At 25.1% G+C, this 21,505-nt stretch carries 10 protein-coding genes; 8 read left to right on the top strand and 2 right to left on the bottom strand.

Annotated features, from left to right (window positions below; all coding sequences use genetic code 11):
- Positions 1-46 precede the first annotated feature (46 nt).
- The 6 genes from guaB (at position 47) to gap (ending at position 14,671) form a co-directional block, all read left to right on the top strand.
- Entirely contained in the window at positions 47-1,516 is a 1,470-nt protein-coding gene (gene guaB / locus AB4W73_RS00605; protein ID WP_367680533.1) for an IMP dehydrogenase, read from the top strand.
- 15 nt (positions 1,517-1,531) lie between these two features.
- Entirely contained in the window at positions 1,532-3,112 is a 1,581-nt protein-coding gene (gene guaA, locus AB4W73_RS00600) for a glutamine-hydrolyzing GMP synthase (protein ID WP_367680532.1), read from the top strand.
- Between the two features lie 1,530 nt (positions 3,113-4,642).
- Complete coding sequence (locus AB4W73_RS00595; protein WP_367680531.1) at positions 4,643-5,053, top strand: H-NS family nucleoid-associated regulatory protein; 411 nt, start codon at positions 4,643-4,645, stop codon at positions 5,051-5,053.
- A 3,043-nt stretch (positions 5,054-8,096) separates the two neighbouring features.
- Positions 8,097-8,903 (top strand): exodeoxyribonuclease III, encoded by an 807-nt coding sequence (gene xthA / locus AB4W73_RS00590; protein ID WP_367680530.1) that lies wholly within the window; start codon positions 8,097-8,099, stop codon positions 8,901-8,903.
- A gap of 2,301 nt (positions 8,904-11,204) precedes the next feature.
- On the top strand, positions 11,205-13,034 hold the full coding sequence (sppA, locus tag AB4W73_RS00585; protein ID WP_367680529.1) for a signal peptide peptidase SppA: 1,830 nt from the start codon (positions 11,205-11,207) through the stop codon (positions 13,032-13,034).
- A 617-nt stretch (positions 13,035-13,651) separates the two neighbouring features.
- Entirely contained in the window at positions 13,652-14,671 is a 1,020-nt protein-coding gene (gene gap, locus AB4W73_RS00580) for a type I glyceraldehyde-3-phosphate dehydrogenase (protein ID WP_367680528.1), read from the top strand.
- Positions 14,672-14,936: 265 nt separating this feature from the next.
- Here gap and alr read toward each other — a convergent pair whose 3' ends face one another.
- The gene (alr, locus tag AB4W73_RS00575; RefSeq protein ID WP_367680527.1) at positions 14,937-16,016 is read right to left on the bottom strand and encodes an alanine racemase; all 1,080 of its coding nucleotides are present in this window, start codon (positions 16,014-16,016) and stop codon (positions 14,937-14,939) included.
- Positions 16,017-16,221: 205 nt separating this feature from the next.
- Positions 16,222-16,365, bottom strand: coding sequence for a hypothetical protein (locus tag AB4W73_RS00570; RefSeq protein ID WP_367680728.1), 144 nt, complete (start codon positions 16,363-16,365; stop codon positions 16,222-16,224).
- 1,615 nt (positions 16,366-17,980) lie between these two features.
- Between AB4W73_RS00570 and fabI the strand changes: the two genes are divergently transcribed.
- Positions 17,981-18,769: an enoyl-ACP reductase FabI gene (gene fabI / locus AB4W73_RS00565; protein WP_367680526.1), complete on the top strand. Its 789-nt coding sequence runs from the start codon at positions 17,981-17,983 to the stop codon at positions 18,767-18,769.
- 933 nt (positions 18,770-19,702) lie between these two features.
- Positions 19,703-21,382: an asparagine synthase B gene (asnB, locus tag AB4W73_RS00560; RefSeq protein ID WP_367680525.1), complete on the top strand. Its 1,680-nt coding sequence runs from the start codon at positions 19,703-19,705 to the stop codon at positions 21,380-21,382.
- Positions 21,383-21,505 lie beyond the last annotated feature (123 nt).

Genomic DNA, 21,505 nt, shown 5'->3' with positions numbered 1-21,505 from the left:
CGGCAATATTTTGTCTTTTATCCTTTGCTTTGGTGAGATATTGCCCATGTTACGAATTTTAAAAGAAGCACTAACCTTTGATGACCTTCTTATAGTTCCTTCCTATTCAACTGTTTTACCTAAAAATACAAAACTCGAAACTCAATTAACCCAAACTATTAAATTAAATATTCCTATGCTCTCTGCAGCTATGGATACTGTTACCGAGTCTCGTCTCGCTATTGCATTAGCACAAGAAGGTGGTTTGGGTTTTATTCATAAAAATATGTCTATTGAACGACAGGTTGAAGAAGTTCGACATGTAAAAAAACACGAAAGTGGCGTAGTTACTGAACCACAAACTATTACCCCAACAACAACTCTACGTCAAGTAAAAGAATTAATTTGCCGTAATGGTTTTGCTGGCTATCCTGTAGTTACTAAAGATTGTGAACTAGTAGGTATCATCACTAAACGTGATGTTCGTTTTATTACTAATTTAGATCAGCCTGTTACAGCAGTTATGACATTAAAAGAATGCTTAGTTACTGTTAAAGAAGATGAATCACGTGAAGTTATTTTTCAAAAAATGCATAAAAAACGAGTAGAAAAAGCTTTAGTTGTAGACGAAAATTTTCATTTAATTGGTATGATTACTGCTAAAGATTTCCAAAAAGCAGAAAATAAGCCGAATGCTTGTAAAGATAAAATGGGACGTTTGCGTGTTGGTGCTGCTGTTAGCGCTACTATTAGTGATGATAATGAAAAGCGAATTGATGCACTAGTAGCAGCAGGTATTGATATTTTATTAATTGACTCTTCCCATGGTCATTCAGTAGGTGTATTACAGTGTATTAGTAATACACGCACTAAATACCCTAATTTACAGATTATTGGTGGTAATGTTGCAACTGCGGCCGGTGCGATAGCACTAGCTGAAGCTGGCGTTAATGCAGTAAAAGTTGGTATTGGTCCTGGATCAATTTGTACTACTCGGATTGTAACTGGTGTAGGTGTACCACAAATTACTGCTATTTCTGACGTAGTAGATGCGCTTACGAAAAGAAATATTCCAGTTATTGCTGACGGTGGAATTCGTTTTTCTGGTGACATTGCTAAAGCAATTGCTGCCGGGGCATCTTGTATAATGGTAGGATCAATGTTAGCAGGAACAGAAGAGTCACCAGGTGAAATTGAGTTATATCAAGGGCGCTCATTCAAATCTTATCGTGGCATGGGATCACTAGGAGCAATGTCTCAGGGATCATCTGATCGTTACTTTCAAACTAATAATACAGCAGAAAAACTAGTGCCAGAAGGTATTGAAGGTCGTGTTCCTTATAAAGGCTTACTTAAAGAGATTATTTATCAGCAAATGGGAGGGTTACGTTCATGCATGGGGCTAACAGGTTGCGTAACTATTGTTGAGTTACGTACTAAAGCAAAATTTGTTCGTGTTAGTAGGGCAGGTATTCAGGAAAGCCATGTACACGATGTGACTATTACTAAAGAATCACCTAATTATCGTATAAGCTAATTTGGATATAGTAAAATGATAAAAAATATTCACCAGCAGCATCGTATTCTTATTCTTGATTTTGGTTCTCAATATACTCAATTAGTCGCACGCAGAGTGCGTGAGATTGGAGTTTATTGCGAGATATGGGCATGGGATGTAACTAAAGAGCAAATTTATAAATTTCAGCCAAACGGTATTATTCTCTCTGGTAGCCCGAAGAGTACTATAGAAGATAATAGTCCACGCGCACCAGAATATGTATTCACCGCAGGTATTCCTGTGTTAGGTATATGTTATGGTATGCAGACAATGGCGTTACAATTAGGTGGAAAAGTATCAAGTTCTAAACAACGTGAATTTGGGTATGCTCAAGTTGAAATTAAAACAAAGTGTATTTTAACTGATAATCTTCAGGATGCCTATAGTCCTGTTCGCCATTCATTACTAGATGTCTGGATGAGTCATGGAGACAAAGTAAGTATGATTCCACCAGGATTCATTACTGTAGCTAGTACGGATAACTGTGACTTTGCTATCATTGCTAATGAAATAAAACATTTTTATGGTGTACAATTTCATCCAGAAGTTACACATACAAAAAAGGGGCAACATTTATTAAAGAATTTTTTATTACATATCTGTCATTGTGCAACATTATGGACATCTACCAATATTACTGAAAATATAATAAATAATTTACGTAAAAAAATTAAGACTGATCAGGTTATCCTAGGTTTATCCGGTGGCGTTGATTCATCAGTAACAGCTATGTTATTGCATTACGCGATTGGTAAGCGCCTGACTTGTGTTTTTATTAATAATGGTCTATTACGTACAGGAGAAACAGAGCAAGTACTAGCAATGTTTGGTGATCAATTAGGCCTTAATATTATTCCTATTTCTGCTGAGGATCGTTTTCTAGAAGCACTATTTGGTATTAATGATCCAGAAGAAAAACGTAATATTATCGGACGGATATTTATTGAGGTATTTGAGCAACAAGCAAGTAAACAAAAAGGGGTTAAATGGTTAGCACAGGGTACTATCTACCCTGATATCATTGAATCTGCAGCATCAAGTACTGGTAAAGCACATGTTATTAAATCTCATCATAATGTAGGTGGTTTACCGAAAAATATGAAGTTAGGGTTAATTGAACCGTTAAAAGAACTTTTTAAAGATGAAGTACGTAAAATTGGTTTAATGCTTGGCTTGCCATATAACATATTATATCGTCATCCATTTCCTGGTCCAGGTCTCGGCGTTCGCGTATTAGGCCCAATAAAAAAAGAATACTGTGATTTACTACGACACACTGATTCAATATTTATTGAAGAACTACATAAATTTGATTTATACAATAAAGTTAGCCAAGCTTTTACCGTTTTTCTGCCAATACGTTCAGTTGGTGTGATGGGTGATGAGCGTAAATATGATTGGGTTATTTCTCTACGAGCAGTAAAAACTATCGATTTTATGACGGCACATTGGGTACATTTACCGTATGATTTTTTAGGTCATGTTTCTAATAGAATTATTAATGAGGTAAAAGGTGTTTCTCGTGTAGTATATGATATTAGTGGTAAACCTCCAGCAACAATAGAGTGGGAATAATAGATAAAAAAATTTATGAATAGCAATCATTTAGCAAATATCAAATAGATATATTTAAAGATATAGTTAATGTAGCCTATTATTTTGTATACTTACTTTATATAGCAAATAAATCCATAAACATCTATATTATTATATAATAATAACTAATAGATACAATTAATCACTAATATATTTAAGTATGATAGTAATAATAATACTATTACCAATACAATTGAATTGTAATAAACTATTAACTAACATTCATTACTAGCCGTTTAGATTAATACAATTTTATTGACTAATTTTAACAAATACATTACTAGAGAGAATTATTAATAAATTAGCATATTTATATATTAGTATTATGCTAATAACCTTTAATATTTTATGCTATATTTAAAAATTCAATGCTATATTAATCTTAATTTACGCCTAATATTACTAATACTCGAGTACTCAAAGAATAGATTATATCTAATACCTACCTTATTTATATCATAATAACTTGCATAAAAATAAAAAATTATAGTTATTATTTTAGTATTTATGATAGCATCATAGTTATTTTTGTTAGCTAAAACTATAGAATAAGTAATAATTATGTATTAAAAAATAATATACAGTATCAGAATATACTTATTAACATTACTAAATACTATTTAAACCGATAAAAACACAAAAAGTTTTATTTAAAAAAACATATCTTAAAAACTAAGCAATCGTTAATAAAAAAGTAAAGCAGTTATCTATATAATTTTTATCAATAAAAGATAATCTAATTTTAGATTACTCAAGGACTTTATGTATAAATATCTATTACAATTAAAATTGTAATAGATATAGATTACTAGAACTAGTAAAATTTACTTAAATATAATATTACTTAAAAAATAAAATAGATTCTTTAATACTAAAAGATAACTTAATAATAAGTTATTTACTTAGCATGTGTTAAGTAAAAATACTATTAGTATAATTAAATAATCTAAAATTATATTAGATTATTACTAAAATAGATAATAGTTTAAATTAAGATATAATCTGACTATAGTAATTTATAGCATGAAAATTAGATAAATAAGAGTTTTAGAGGAGATTATTAAAAAATAAAGTAACTACTGTTTTTAACATTAGTTAAACTAGTAATAGCAAACTAGAATAAATTTTTTTAAGAAATAAGAACAAGAATTATTATATTTTTTAGGTATTATTTTTATCTTTTACAATATTATTGTAATTTACTAATTTTAAATTTTTTACTATGAACAGATAATTTAATAATAAATCATATTTTATATAGCATTAGTTTATTATTATTTTATAATATTATAATTTTTAAATTTTTTAATATTTTTGCTTAAAAATAAAATAATAGTTAATAGTTAATAGTTAATAGTTAATAGTTAAGTTTATTAGTACGAACAAAATACTACACTTTAAAAGTGTTATTTTATCGTACTAATTAAATTATCTATTGCAGAAAATAACATAGCATTCTATTATTATGTATATATTCCCACTATAATTATTAATTTGAGACTAGGACTAATGAACGAATTATTAAAAACACTTAACAACGTGCGTACTTTACGTATTCAAGCACGTGAATGCGGTCTTGAAACATTAGAAGAAATTTTTGAAAAATTACGTACTATTCTTGAAGAACGCCGTAAAGACGAAAAGAAAGAAAGGGAAAAATCCGAAGAACGTACACATAAAAAACTTGAATATCTTAAAATGTTAGCCGCTGATGGTATTGAGCCTGCTGAATTATTACAGAGCACTGTATTATCTAAAGATATAAATAAAAAACAACGTATACAACGTCCACCTAAATATAAATATATTAATGAAAAAACTGGTGAAAGTAAAACTTGGACTGGTCAAGGACGTACTCCTGCAGGGATTAAAGAAGGACTTAAAAAAGGTAAATCACTAGAGTACTATCAGATTAAGTGATATTATGTTATTTGTTTTTACGCGATAAAGTAGGCTAGCTTAGTTAAGAGAGCGCTTTATCGCGCTCTATGAATTTTATCTTTTAATTAATTTTTATTTAAATTAGATTTTTTTTATTTTTTGTTAACTATTCAGCTGATATATCTATTGATAATATAATAAATAAATTTTTAGCATATAGTTATCTAGAAAATATAAATTACGGTTATTAAAATAATGAATATTTAAATTTATTTTTTAATATGATAAAATTAGGTATTTAGTAATTCTAGTATTGAGTATAGATAATTAATATTTAGTCTTCTACAAAATAAAATCCTATCTTTATTAATTAAAATTTTTATATTATTTTCATAGAATATCTACTTAAATACAATTAAGTACTTTTATATATATCATATATATAAAGTTTAAAAATAAGTACTAAAGTATAAGTATTTTATTTTTTAATTAGCAGCTAAAGTACTGAAAAATAAATTGTGTTAATTTATATTTTTACCAATTATTAATGTCTTAATTAATTTATAATAAATTAACTTAATGGCATTATTTTAATTATTCTAATTTAAAAAAATAAGAACCATTATAACCATAACTAGAATAGATGCAATTATAACCTATACATAAACATAAGTTAATTCTTTAACTTATTTTTTAATATAGCACTAAATAATTTAGTTAGATTAACTATTTTATGTATAAAGTTAATTTAGTGATTAACGTATAGTTAGCTATATATTTAGTTTATTTAGTATTATGCATATCTATTAATATTATGTTATTATAATTAAAACACTTACATAATTTATAGATTAACTTAGATATTTAATTATCATCATTACTAATAATAATACATTCTATATATTCATAATTAGAAGCTACTAATTATTATTTTAATAATATGTAGCTTAATATTATATTAAAAGAATTTTGTTAATTACATTACTGTATAATTGTTTTTTATTATAAGATAGTCTTTATCTACTTTATCTACTAAAATTATTAATTTATTAATTATAATTTTTATGATTATTTATGTAATTAACCATAATTAAAACTACCTACATAACATATTGCAAATTAATAATTATTTTTATAAATATATGTTAATAGTAATTAATGGATGCTAGTATCATACTACTAGTTATCTAGCTTATAGAAATATAATCAAATTACGTAATACTATTACGTGTTAAAGAGAATAATGTTAATTTATAACTATTTATATAACTACTTTGTAATTTTGCTATTTTTAACATTAAAAATTAATATAAAATATATTATGTTCCACCTCTTATAATACTGTTACTTAAACTAATTCTAAATAACCAACGTTAAAAACTATTGTTTTCATAATTTTATCTTAAATATTAAAATCTATAACTATCCAGCACTATAAAATGGTAAGACTATATTAGATAATCTTTTAAAATATATAGAGTTACTAATTATTAAATTATAACTACTTATTAATGGTAAATATTACCTTATAATTATAACCTTATAGAAAAAAGTTATAGAAAAGTACTACACTTTTTTTCAAAGTTATCTTTGAAGTATAAAAGATTTGACTATAAAATATTGTCATAAACACGCATATAACATTCTCAAGGTATATAATTTTGTTACCTACTTTAGGTAAATTGTATTTAAAGCATTTAATAGCATTCTATTGTCTAGCTAAATTTTATTTTTTCCAATATTAATATTGGCTTATAAATTAGTAAAATTAGACTAATATTTTTATGTTTAAAATAATAATATTCAAGTAATAATAGGGTTAGCTATAAAATTATGTATGGCATAATAATTTATTTAACTGTTTTAGCTATTCTTTATTTATAGTGAATATTATTTTTTATTTTACTAAATACTATTATTAGATAATATTAAATAATACGTGTAATAACAGGTAGCTAGTAAATTACTATTATTAGTTTTAATAATATCTAAATAATTAAATATTACTTAATTATATTAAGTAACGTAGTAATATTAAGTGCTAACCTCAGCCATTTTGTAGTAATTAATTATTGATAACTAATTTTTTGTATTAAACTATCATTTATTATGATACTAAAGTTAAGTGGTAATTATATTACTTTTTATAATTACTATGCAATTAACTTTAACTTTAATCAAATTTATTTTTTAAAGATCGCAGAAACAAATAAACTAGAACAAAAACAAGTTAATACTAACTCTTATAAATATACAAGATTTATTATAAGTTTTAGTAAAATATCACTAATTTCTAAGCATAATATTTGAATAATATTTATTATATTACCAATTATAAAAATAATAAATACTAAAATTTTTTATCTCTTATATTAATAGATATAGGTTAAATTTAATTCTGCTAATTCCTATGCATAGTTAAATCTAAAAGAATAGATCTAGCTTAGCTTAGCTTACTGAGTTATTTTAATATTTATTATTAATCATTTCATAATATACAAAAGTATTAAGTAAACTAAAATAACTAGATAATACTAAATAAAAACAATATTATCTTACATAATTAATTTTTTATTTATTAATTATCCTTCTACTAAGAATTATTTTAGTATATTTACTATAAGTAGTAACTTAAGATGAACACTTATATTTATTATAATTTAGCATTCTTTTAAGAAGTAATTATTACTATTATTTTATTGATTCAGCATATTAAGATACAATCTTATTTATTTTAATAATTAAATATTAAAAGTCATATTTTATATTAAAAATAAAATTTTTTAAATTATATAACTGTTATTAAAATTAATTTTAATAACATAAAAAAATTTATTATTAGCAATAATAAATTTAAATCTAACGTGTCACTAATCTTCATTGAATTTTTCCATTAAATTTTTCTGTAAAGCGATAATAAAATTAATTTTTAGTAAAGTTATTAATATAATACTATAATTTCAGTAATTATTTTAGCTATGATATAGAAGTAATTACTAATTAAAATTACTATATAACATACTAATAAATTTTTATTTGTTATTTAGTACATAAATTTATTTACATAAAAATGGTTATAAAAATGAAATTTGTTTCTTTTAATATTAATGGGTTACGAGCCCATCTTCATCAACTCTCAGCAATTATTATACAGCAACAACCTGATATAATTGGTCTACAAGAAACTAAAGTTCATGATGAACTATTTCCCTTAAAGGAGGTTAGCCAACACGGATATCACGTATTTTATTATGGACAAAAAGGACATTATGGCGTTGCACTATTAACTAGACAGTGGCCACTAGCTATACGACGTGGCCTCCCTACTGATGCTAATGATGCACAACGCCGTATTATTATGATTGATTTGCAGACACCAAGGGGTATTTTAACGATAATTAATGGTTACTTTCCACATGGAGAAAACCGTAACCATCCCACTAAATTTCTAGCTAAAAAAAAATTTTTTGATGATTTACAAAATTATTTAGAACAATATTTTTCTTATAATTCTCAGATTTTAATTATGGGAGACTTAAATATCAGCCCAACAGAACAAGATATTGGTATTGGTGAAGAGAATCGTAAACGCTGGTTACGTAGTGGAAAATGTGCTTTCTTACCAGAAGAGCGTAACTGGTTAGCTCGTTTACAAAATTGGGGTCTTATTGACACTTTTCGTATAAAACATCCTAGATACAATAATAAATTTTCCTGGTTTGATTATCGTTCTCGTGGTTTTGATAAAAATTGTGGACTACGTATTGATTTGTTGTTAGCAAGCCATTCCTTAGCGAAATATTGTATTGCAACGGACATTGATTATCATATTAGAGGTATGGAAAAACCATCTGACCATGCTCCCGTATGGTCAGAATTTATTTTTTAAAAACTAGTCAATTTACTATTGTTAAATAAGTAAATTAACTCTAATATGATTTAATCCTATATATTATAAAATAATATACTATTTATTATTTATAATACTATAATTTAGTATAACTTTAATTTTTTAATAAATACATTAATAAATATAATAGTTACTATTATCAATATTAATTATTATTAAGTTTTCTAAAAGCTTTATTAATAATAAAACTATAAAGTCAATGTTTTATATTTAATCTAGAAACTGCTAAAACAATAGAATATAAAATAAAACATAATAATATTATTCTTTATTAATTTTAATACATCTTCTATCCATAATACTTTTAGTATTTATTTTTTATTAAATTTAGTAAATTAATATTTTTATTAAGGATTTTTATTAAAATATTCACTAATCTATTAAACACTAAAGATAAAAATTTATTATACTTAGTATATTAAATTTTTTATAACATAATTATTAAAAACTGTATAAAATCTTACTAAAAATAACTTTTAGTTTATTTATGTTAATACTGTTTATAAGTCTACTATTAATTATTAACTATATAATAATAGATAATATATAAACTAGTATTTTACTAATAAGTTTAGAATAAATGTAATAAATTTTAAAAAATATGTTTAAAAGATAACTTAATAACATCTAATAAATTATTTTAGTATCTAAATTATTAGTAGTACATAATAATTTAGGTCATGTATAAAGCATATGATTCTAGTTATAACTAATAAAAATTATATAAGTAAAAAATATGTAAGTTATGTTTGCTATTTAATTAATTTTTTATAGATTATTTCATTTTTTTAAAACGTGATAGTAGTATACTTTTCTTTTCTTCATTATATTTTTTTATTACTAAATAATGCTTAAAACCTGCTATAATAAGAAAACGTACTATTATAGATTTATTTCTAGCAATCTATAATTAAAAGAAATAATTATGAAATTACATATCTATATTAAATATCTTAGATATAACTTTATATTAGATTATAAATTTTTGCTTTCATATAAAATATGAAGTTAAATTAGTTTTATTAGTAAATAAAGTAAGAATAATAGCATTATGTTTGTCTGTTCATTATCTTAGTAATAGTTATAGTATTTATTATTAATTATTAATAGTGATAGCAAAGTAGATCGATGTACTCAATAATATTGAGTTCTTTTTAGTATTTATCAAAATGCTTATTAAAAATAATAATATTATAAGTAAAAACAGGTAATTAATTTGTAATTTTCAACTATAATACTAATAAAAAGAAGAGTAGTATAGTTTTTAGTTCTCTTTTATTACTCTATAAAGTAATTCATACAAAATATCTAACATATAATTAATAATACATTTTATTAATGACTATACAAGAATAATTTTTTCTTTATCTTTATAGTTTTTATTAGAGTTGTTAGGTTAACGTGGATAATAAAATACTCTTGTATAATACCTATATGCATATAGCTTTAAATAAATTTTTTAAGACAAAATTTTAATTTTTATTATGATATACTATCAATGATAGTAGTATAATTAAGAGATTGTGGATCTAAGTTAAATTAATATCATTTAATTAATTTGCTTATAGTTATGTTAATATAAATGAAGTAGAATAAACTTGCTATTACAACATGATATTTTTACTATTAATTTAACTGCAAACTAATTTAATTTATTGATTGAGCAATGATAAAATATTCTATTATATTTAGAATATTAATTCTAAATATTAAATACTTATGTTTACTAGTAATTATCTTTTATAATTTAGATCATTAATATAATTTATATTAATATTTAATATGATAGCTTTTAAAGCACATTGAGTTACTTATTTATATCTAGTAATAATTAGAGATACTGTTATTTAACAAATAGGTAAGTTAAATAATAACTAGTAGATTTAACAATTATAATAAGTATTAAGTATCGTTTATTATAATAAATCTTTAATAGACTAAGTTAGTCTTATAATAATTATGATAAGTAATAAAGTTTTTATATAACTTATATTACTCTTATACTACTCAAGTAAATAATCAATAATTATATATTAACTAAGTTTTCTAATAATAAAAAGTTACATGATTTAATCTAAAAATTACATAAAAATTTAAAAATTAAGTAATAAATCTTAATTAATTTTTCTGATAATAATTTTTATTAGGGTTAAAATGGTATACATTACTAGTTTAGTATTAAAATTACTAATCAAAAAAATCAATAAAACAGTTAAAACTAATATTTATTTTAAAGATGATTAGGATATAATTAGCTGTTAGATTTATATTGGAGACTATATGTGCATTTTGTGGCGATTTATTGCTAGCATTATTAAGCATACATGGTATTTGTTAAATTTTATTAGAGAATTTTTTCTTAATTTATTTTTTATTTTATTAATTTTAATTGGTATTAGTCTTTATTTTCAATTTGAAAAAAAAACTACAAATTCCACTAATAGTGCGCTATTAATTGATTTAAGTGGTATTATTATCGACAAACCAATTATGAATGATAAATTACTAGAATGGAGTCGTGAACTACTAAGATCTTCTAGTGCTCATTTGCAGGAAAACTCTTTATTTGAAGTGGTAGAGAAAATTCGCCAAGCTAAGACTGATAATGATATCACAGGTATTGTATTATCATTGAATAACTTTATTGGTACAGATCTATCATCATTACAATATATAGGTAATGCGTTACATGAGTTTCGCAAGAGTAATAAACCAATTTATGCTATTAGTGATAGTTACAATCAAATGCAGTATTATCTAGCTAGTTTTGCTAATAAAATTTATCTATCACCACAAGGTTCAGTTGGACTTAAAGGTTTTTCTAGTAATATTTTATATTATAAATCATTATTAAATAATCTAAAAATTACAACTCATATCTTTCGTGTAGGTAGTTATAAGTCTGCAGTTGAACCAATGATTCGCGATGATATGTCTTCGAAAGCACGAGAAGCGAATAGTCACTGGATAAAAGGATTATGGCAAAATTATTTAATAGAAGTAGCTTCTAATCGCAATCTTAGTAAAGAGCAATTATTCCCAAATATGGCTACTGATATTATTAGTAAATTACAAGCCGTTAATGGTAATTTAGCTCAATATGCGTTAGATCATAAACTTGTTGATAAATTAGCTTCTCGTTCTACTATAGAAGCTGAATTAACTGATATTTTTGGTTGGAATAAAGAAAATAAAGATTTTAACTTTATTAGTATCTATAACTATCGAATAAAAGAAAAGTTACAACAAAATAACCAAATAGCAGTTATTCTAATAAATGGTACTATTATTGATGGTTTACAAATACCAGGTAGTGTTGGAGGAGATACTGCCGTTGCACAAATCCGTCAAGCACGGCTAGATCCTAAAATTAAAGCCGTTATCTTGCGAGTAAATAGCCCAGGTGGCAGCGTTAATGCCTCTGAAGTTATACGCTCAGAGTTAGTGGCACTTCGTGCTACAGGTAAACCATTAGTAGTCTCTATGGGTGGAATAGCCGCATCAGGTGGCTATTGGATTTCTACTCCAGCCAATTATATTATTGCTAATCCAAGTACTCTTACTGGTTCTATCGGTATTTTTGGTGTAATAAATACTATTGATAAATCACTTGAGAGTATTGGTATCCATACTGATGGAGTAGCAACTTCACCACTAGCAAATGTTACTACAATAAAGGCACTTCCCCCCGAGTTTAGCCAAATAATGCAAATGAATATCGGGTATAATTATCAAACTTTTATTAATTTAGTTGCTACTGCTCGGCACAAAACACCTAAACAAGTAGACCAAATTGCTCAGGGCCGTGTATGGATGGGATCAGATGCTAAAAATAATAACTTAGTTGATCAATTAGGTAATTTTGACGATGCAGTAAAAAAAACAGCTGAATTAGCTAATCTTAATGATTATGAATTGCATTGGTTTATTGATCATAATAGTTTAAGTAATATGATTTTAAATCAAATTAGCATTTCAGTAGAAGCAATATTACCTACTCCATTATTTATTATAATAACCATGATAAAAGAAAAAATAAATTCATTTAATCAATTTAATGATCCACAAAACTGTTATGCATTATGCTTAGCTTGCGGCGATCTTCATTGATAAGTTTTTAGTTTATCATGTCTAGCTTATGAGGTAACTAAACTTTAGGTCTATTCTAATTTTTTGATTTAATTAACATTCTATAAATAAATTATTATTATAATTCCTATTTACTATTCATTATTATCTAACTATTAGAGCTGAAAATTATTATAACATAAATATTTATAAACTATTCTTCAGTTCTATTAGAAATCGTTAGTAGAATATATAAAGCTATGATAAATGTTATATAACATAATAACTTTTATTAATAAATATTAATTTATCACTAATATGATAGTATTATTTTTATAATTAATTTATAAGTCATCTATATAAATTAATACCTCTTAACTAGAGATATTTTTATACTTATTACGTATTATTTAAATAATTTATTAGAATAGATTAAATATCCATTTATTCTCTCTTTATTATAAAAGAGTAACTATGTTTTTTATTTACCTCTATTATCTAAAAGTTTCTTAAGAAGATTTAGAATAAATTATAAGTGAATAGTAAAGTATAAAGTATTATAATAATGAATATTGATAAGATTCTACTTATGCTTATTAAGGTTTTTATGGTTTTATTTACTACTTTTGTATTCATTAATATATAGCGGATGGAATATAATGGCTATTAAAATAGGTATTAATGGGTTTGGTCGTATTGGTCGTATTATTTTCCGTATTGCTCAACAATATTCTCACATAGAAATAGTTGCAATTAATGATTTATTAGATACTGATTATATAGCTTATATGTTGAAATACGATTCTACACATGGTTCTTTTAGCGGTAGTTTAAAAGTAAAAAATGGTGATTTAGTAGTTAATAATAAAATTATACGTATTACCTCTGAAAAAGATCCTGTTAACTTAAAATGGAATGAAGTGAATGTCAATGTTGTAATAGAAGCTACAGGGCAATTTCTTACTAATGCGGCTGCTCGTAAGCATATTATGGCAGGAGCTAAAAGAGTAGTACTCACTGCTCCCCCTAAAGATGATACACCAATGTTTGTTATGGGAGTTAATCATAAGACTTATGCTAAGCAGGAGATTATTTCTAATTCTTCTTGCACTACAAATTGTCTAGCTCCATTAGCAAAAATTATTAATGATAAATTTGGTATTATTGAAGCATTAATGACAACAGTACACGCAACTACCACGACACAAAAAATAGTAGACAGCCCTTCCTGTAAAGATTGGCGTAGTGGGCGCGGTGTATTACAAAATATTATTCCTTCTTTTACTGGTGCCGCTAAGGCAGTAGGCAAAATAATTCCTGAACTCGCAGGAAAATTAACAGGAATAGCTTTTCGCGTGCCAATAGCAAATGTTTCCGTTATCGATCTTACAGCGCGCTTAGTAAAATCTACAACCCATAGAGAGATCTGTACGACTATTAAAGAAGCTGCTGAAGACAAAGACAAACTAAAAGGAATTCTAGGATATACAGACGATGAAGTTGTTTCTAGTGATTTTAATGGAGAACAATTAACTTCAGTATTTGATGCTAAAGCTAGTATCATACTAAATGATAATTTTGTAAAACTAATTGCTTGGTACGATAATGAAACTGGTTACTCAAATAAAGTACTAGACCTAATTACCTATATTAGTAATGCAGATATTTTTAAAAATTAGAGCGGGAATCTACAACTTAATTTAAATCAAGTTATAAGAAAATAAAAGCAAACATTATATTCTTGTTCTTAATAAATACTTTAAATTAAACTATTAATTATATAATCTTAAATTATATTATATTTTATTGAAATAAGTAAAATAGTTTAAATTAAGATGTAATCTAATTACAGTAATTTATAACATAAAACTAGGTAAATAAGATCTTATAAAGAGATTTAATAAATATTTGTTCTAACCTGAATAAAAATACCTAGTATAGTTTTTATGAATTAGTATGTAATATAATAGGAACCCTAGTTGCTAATGCGCACATGAGTTCATAACTAATAGTATTTGCTGCTGCAGCAACTATATCAATTGATAGGTTTTCTCCCCATAATTCTACATCACTATTAATATCTGCTTTAGGACAAGGCGTTAAGTCTACGGCTAACATATCCATAGATACCATTCCTATAGTATGAGTTAAAAAACCATCAACAATAATAGGCGTACCCTGTGGTGCATGACGAGGATAACCATCAGCGTATCCACAAGCTACAATACCAATACGCATAGTAGTTTTAGTTTGACAAAAATTACCATAACCAACATTAACCCCTGCCTCTAAAGTCTGTACAGCTAATAACTTTGAATATAGGCTCATTACAGGACGTAATCCTGTATCATTAAGAATAGTAACATGGCCGTTAGGTGCAGCACCATAAAGAATAATTCCTGGGCGTACCCAATCATGATGTGTCGATGGATGCCATAAAATAGCAGCAGAATTTGCTAAACTGCGTTCAGCAAGAATACCTTTACAACTTTTCTTAATAAAAATGTATTGATCTTGTATAGTTTTAATATTATCAGCACTACTAAAATGACTCATAAGCGTTATCTTGTTAATATTATTATTTGCTTTTGCTTCTTGCCAAATTTTATATATAGTTTCACCAGAAAATCCTAAGCGATTCATTCCACTATTTAATTTTAAATAAATATCTAATGGCGCTTTTAGCTTTACCTTTTTTAGCATAGCTAATTGCCAAGAACTATGCACTGTTGTGGTTAAATGATACCGAATCAATAACGGTAAATCCGACGCTTCAAAAAATCCTTCTAATAATAAAATTGGTTTTTGCCAACCTTGTTCACGTAGAAAAATAGCGTCATTTAGATCTAACAGAGCAAAACCATCAGTCATAGCTAAACTTTGCCAAACATGAGCTAGACCATGTCCATAAGCATTAGCTTTTATTACTGACCATATTTTAGATTTTGGTGCATAATGTCGTACTATCTTTAAATTATTACTTAAAACAGGAAGATTTAAAATAGCATATATTGGACGTGGCACGATACTCCTTAAATAAATATGACACTATTATCTATTTAGATAAACACTAATAAAAAGTACGGCAAATTTTTATTAGTGTTTATCCCCTACTAAATAACTCTATTACTTTTATTATAAATTTACAAAAATCTATGATTTATTTATAATCTATACATAAAACTATTAATTAATAGTAAAACTCATAGCTAGTTATATATTTTATGATTTAAAAATCATAACGCTTTATCTTATTATAAAGTTCTTCTAATTTATTTAAAATCAAATAATAAATATAATTATCCATATATAAAACTAATATTTTAAAAATACTATAGTCTAGTATAATAAACACCTTTACATTATTTTTTATATTTTAACTATTACTAAAATCTTTTATATTTTATCTAGGTTTTTAAAAAATATTATCTATTAAGAACAAAAAAATATTGACATATTCTATCAATAAGTTCTTAAATAAGTATAGCGTACTAGCTTATCTAACTTTGCTAATATTTTAAAAATATTTAAAATTTTTGCTTTGCTAATAAAATAAATCTAATAAGAACTTTTTCTAAATACTTTTAATAAGATATTTTTAGTGAAACCAATAAAATTTACGCTTTTATAATTATTAACTATGATAGCTTGTATGATGCTTATTATTATATTAATAGTATCATTATACTACATAAGATATAGCTTAAAAAGATCTATCAATTATTAAAAAATTCTATAAAATTAGAATTTACTATATAAAGCTAAAGTACTTAGCTTATACAAATAATAATATAAGAATAATTATAAATATCTAATTTTTGCGTAATATATAGATAATGAATGAATTTATTTTCATTAGAAATAAAAGAATTATTACATAAAACATAAAGATATGTTATGATTTTTAATTAATGCATTAAAATATATAATAATTATAAATTAATTATTATATTAGGAATAATTCTTGAGCTAATAATTTTTTATTTCTATTGTGTAATATTAATATAATCATACATTATAGTATTTGTGAACTATATATTTGTTAGATATTATTATATCATTAATAAGTATTTTTTATTAATTTACTGTTGTGTTATGTTACTATTTTTTATAGATATATAATTTTAATAAAAATGTTAAATTAATCTAATGGCATATATTTTACCATATTTAGTAATTGTAATATTTTTATTATTTTTTCTATATAATTATTAAATACATTTATTATTTATAGCAATTACTTACTATAAATAATAGTAATTTATGTCGTTTAGTATATAATGCTAATTATTAGTAATTTTTTAATTTATTTATTAGTTAGTATATTAATTTTATGAACTAATAAATAAAATCAAAAAACTTAATATTTTAAAATACTAATTTTTAGCAACTATCTTAACTAAATTAATATTAGTGCTAATAAATTTATTCAAATTCTATTAATCGTAATAATGAAATAATTTCTACTCTTTGTCTAATATTTTAATCTAAAATTTTTATAGTAAACATGATACATTTTATATGTATCATAATATAAATTTGTACTAAGTTAATAACTATTAAAATATTAATACATAAAAATTTATTTAAAATTTATTATTTTTACTAAAGACATTAATAGCTTTATATTTAATATTTAATATATAAATAATTTATTCTTGCATAATATTAAGATTGCTTATTCATTAATATTTTACTAACATATATAGTTATTAAAAAAATAAACTACAACATATATACAAATAGTAATATATTTTACTATAGTAATACAAATCTAAATTAGTTGATTATATAACTTTATTTAAATTAGGTTAAATAGTACTATTATTAGTAGTAATATTCATTACTAGTAATAGTTTTTATTTATAGAAGATAACTAAGATAAAAATAAGTTTTATAGGTACCTTCAATCCTGATAAATCATGATAGAATTATCTAACTTAGTTTATACTGAGCAATTATAATAAACGACCACAAGGATTACTATTATGGGGTTTCTTACTGGCAAACATATTCTTATCACTGGTGTAGCGAATAAGTTTTCTATTGCTTATGGCATCGCACAGGCAATGCGACGCCAAGGTGCTGAATTAGCATTTATCTATCAGAATAATCAATTTAAAGGGCGTGTAGAAGAGTTAGCTAATAAACTAGATTCAAAATTAACTTTTCCTTGTGATGTTACAAAAGATGCAAGTATTACTGAGCTATTTAAAAAATTAAAAGAAAAATGGCCTGTATTTGATGGTCTAGTACATTCTATCGCTTTTGCCCCTCGCGATCAACTTTGTGGTGATTATGTTAATACTGTTACCCGCGAAGGTTTCGCTATCACGCATGATATTAGTTCTTATAGCTTTGTAGCGATGGCGAAAGCCTGTCGCCATATGCTAAAAAAAAAATCAGCATTGTTGACATTAACATATTTAGGTGCTGAACGTGCAATTCCTAATTATAATGTAATGGGCTTAGCAAAAGCATCATTAGAAGCAAATGTACGCTATATGGCAAATGCAATGGGACCACAAGATATCCGCGTTAATGGTATTTCAGCAGGACCAATACGTACTCTGGCAGCATCCGGTATTAAGAATTTTCGTAAAATGCTAAATTATTATGAAGTTATTACCCCAATATGTCGCACTATAACTCTTGAAGATATCGGTAATCCCGCTGCTTTTCTCTGTTCTGATCTTGCAGCAGGTATTACTGGTGAAATCCTGTATGTTGATGGTGGTTTTAGCATTGCTGCAATAAATGAATTAACACTAGAATAACAAATTCTATTAAATTGTTTCATAGATAATTCTATTTTTGTTTACTTTTTTATAAGAATAACCCTAGTTTAGGACGAATTATTAAAAATTTGTTCTAAACCTTTTCGTTATGATTAGATAAAATAGTTATAATTTCAAGTCTATTGTTAACAACAATATATTAATAATCATATAAATTCTTAAAATTATTTACAATTTAAATCTTAATTACTTCTGCTAAAATAACGTTTATTTTATAGCAACGCGCTTATTACAAAATATTTATCATTTTTTATGATACTTGAAGCTGTAATTTTTACTTTGTATTCAAAACTAATCTCATTAAATTTTTTATTATCTATAATATTTAATATATTAATTTAAGACTAAGTTTTAAGGTAAAGTAATATTAAATTTTAAATTTATTTTAGATTACAGAGTAAGTTTAATTGAACCTCTTCAAAAACTCTTATTTATCTAATTTTTATGTTATAAATTACTATAGTTAGATTATATCTTAATTTAAACTAGATTATCTACTTTTATTATAAAAATTCTTTATTTAGGATATTTTTATTAACTTATTTAAATAAATGTTAATTTATAAGAAGTTCTATTACATCTTAAATATTTTAGCATTTATAGAACAGATATTATCTATAATAATAACTACCTACTTTAAGATACCTTAAATATTAAGTCTTAAACTTTTAGGTATGGAAAATATGATCATTAATATTATAATTATAAGCACTAGTAATATAAATTAACTATATCTATAAAATAAATAATAGTAATAATTTTTAGTTAAAAAAATATTTAAAATATAGATTACTATTTAATAAATAGTCATTATTATGCGAAATACTATTTAAAAACTACTGGTAAACCAATCAATATTTATTTAATAGTTTATAATAGTATTATCACTGTTAAAAAATTATGGAGATTGTTATGTGTTCTATTTTTGGGGTACTCGATATTAAAGGAAATGTAAGCCTATTACGCACTAAAGCTTTAGAGATGTCACGTTTAATGCGTCATCGTGGTCCTGATTGGTCTGGTATCCATGTTAGTGACAAAGCTATTCTTGTTCATGAGCGTTTATCTATCATTGATATTAATACTGGTGCCCAACCGTTATATAATGCTAACAATACTCATGTTTTAGCTGTTAATGGTGAAATTTATAATCACCAAACACTACGTCAGCAACATAGAAATAGTGGTGAATACTATAAATTTCAAACATACTCGGACTGTGAAATTATTCTGGCACTATATCAGAAAAAAGGAAAGCAATTCCTTGATGATCTACAGGGCATGTTTGCTTTTATATTATACGATAACATAAAAGATGCTTATCTTATTGGTCGTGATCATCTAGGCATTATTCCACTATATATGGGATTTGATAAACAAGGTAATAGATTTATCGCTTCTGAAATGAAAGCACTTGTTCCAATTTGTTATACTGTAGAAGAATTTCCACCAGGAAGTTATTTATGGAGTCAGGATGGTGAGATCCAGCGATATTATGATCGTGATTGGTTTGATTACAATAAGATTAAAGATAATGCTACCAATGCTGATACTAAAATACTACAGAGTACTTTAGTAACTGCGGTGAAAGCCCATCTAATGTCTGATGTTCCTTATGGTGTCTTACTGTCAGGAGGGTTAGATTCTTCTATTATTGCAGCAATTAGTAAAAAAATTATTGCATGTCAAATAGAAAATAAAGAACACAAGAATGCCTGGTGGCTACAGCTTCATTCATTTGCTGTAGGTTTAAAGGGATCACCTGATCTAGCTGCCGCACAGAAAGTAGCTGATAATTTAGGTACTATACATCATGAAATTCATTTCACTATACAAGAAGGGCTTGATGCTATCCAAGAAGTAATTTTTCATATCGAAACCTATGATGTAACTACTATTCGAGCATCAATACCTATGTATCTTATGGCACGTAAAATTAAGTCTATGGGTATTAAAATGGTATTATCAGGCGAAGGTGCTGACGAAATATTTGGTGGTTATTTATATTTCCATAAAGCACCTAATGAGCGAGAATTTCACGAAGAAACAGTACGTAAATTATTTGCGCTACATATGTATGATTGTGCACGTGCTAATAAAGCAATGTTAGCCTGGGGTATTGAAGCCCGCGTCCCTTTTCTTGATAAAAATTTTATTGATGTAGCAATGCGTATCAATCCACAAAAAAAAATGTGTGGTAATGGAAAAATAGAAAAATATTTACTACGTAAAAGCTTCTCATCTTACTTACCAGGTGAAATTATACAGAGACAAAAAGAACAGTTCTCTGATGGTGTTGGCTATAGTTGGATTAATTCTTTAAAAAATATAGCTAATAAACAGATTAAAGATAAGCAGTTAAAAAATGCGTATTCCTATTTCCCTTATAATCCCCCAATATCTAAAGAAGGCTACTTATATAGAGAGATTTTTGAAAAATTATTTCCTTTAGCGAGCGCTGCGAAATGTAGTTCTGGAGGACCTTCAGTAGCGTGTTCTTCCGCTACAGCTATTGAATGGGATCAATCATTTAAGGATATTGATGAACCATCAGGTCGTGCAGTAGGTATTCACCAGTCAGCCTATAAGTAAAAATTAATATTAATTATATTAGTAAATAATTATACTCGTTATTATTATATATTTTTTAATATTAATGGGGTAATTAATAGGTAATTTTATTAAAAATAATATGCAGTATTATCTATAATTATC

It is taken from the genome of Candidatus Fukatsuia anoeciicola (assembly GCF_964059965.1).
GTDB lineage: Bacteria > Pseudomonadota > Gammaproteobacteria > Enterobacterales > Enterobacteriaceae > Fukatsuia > Fukatsuia anoeciicola.
This window is presented reverse-complemented; position numbering and strand designations above follow the sequence as displayed.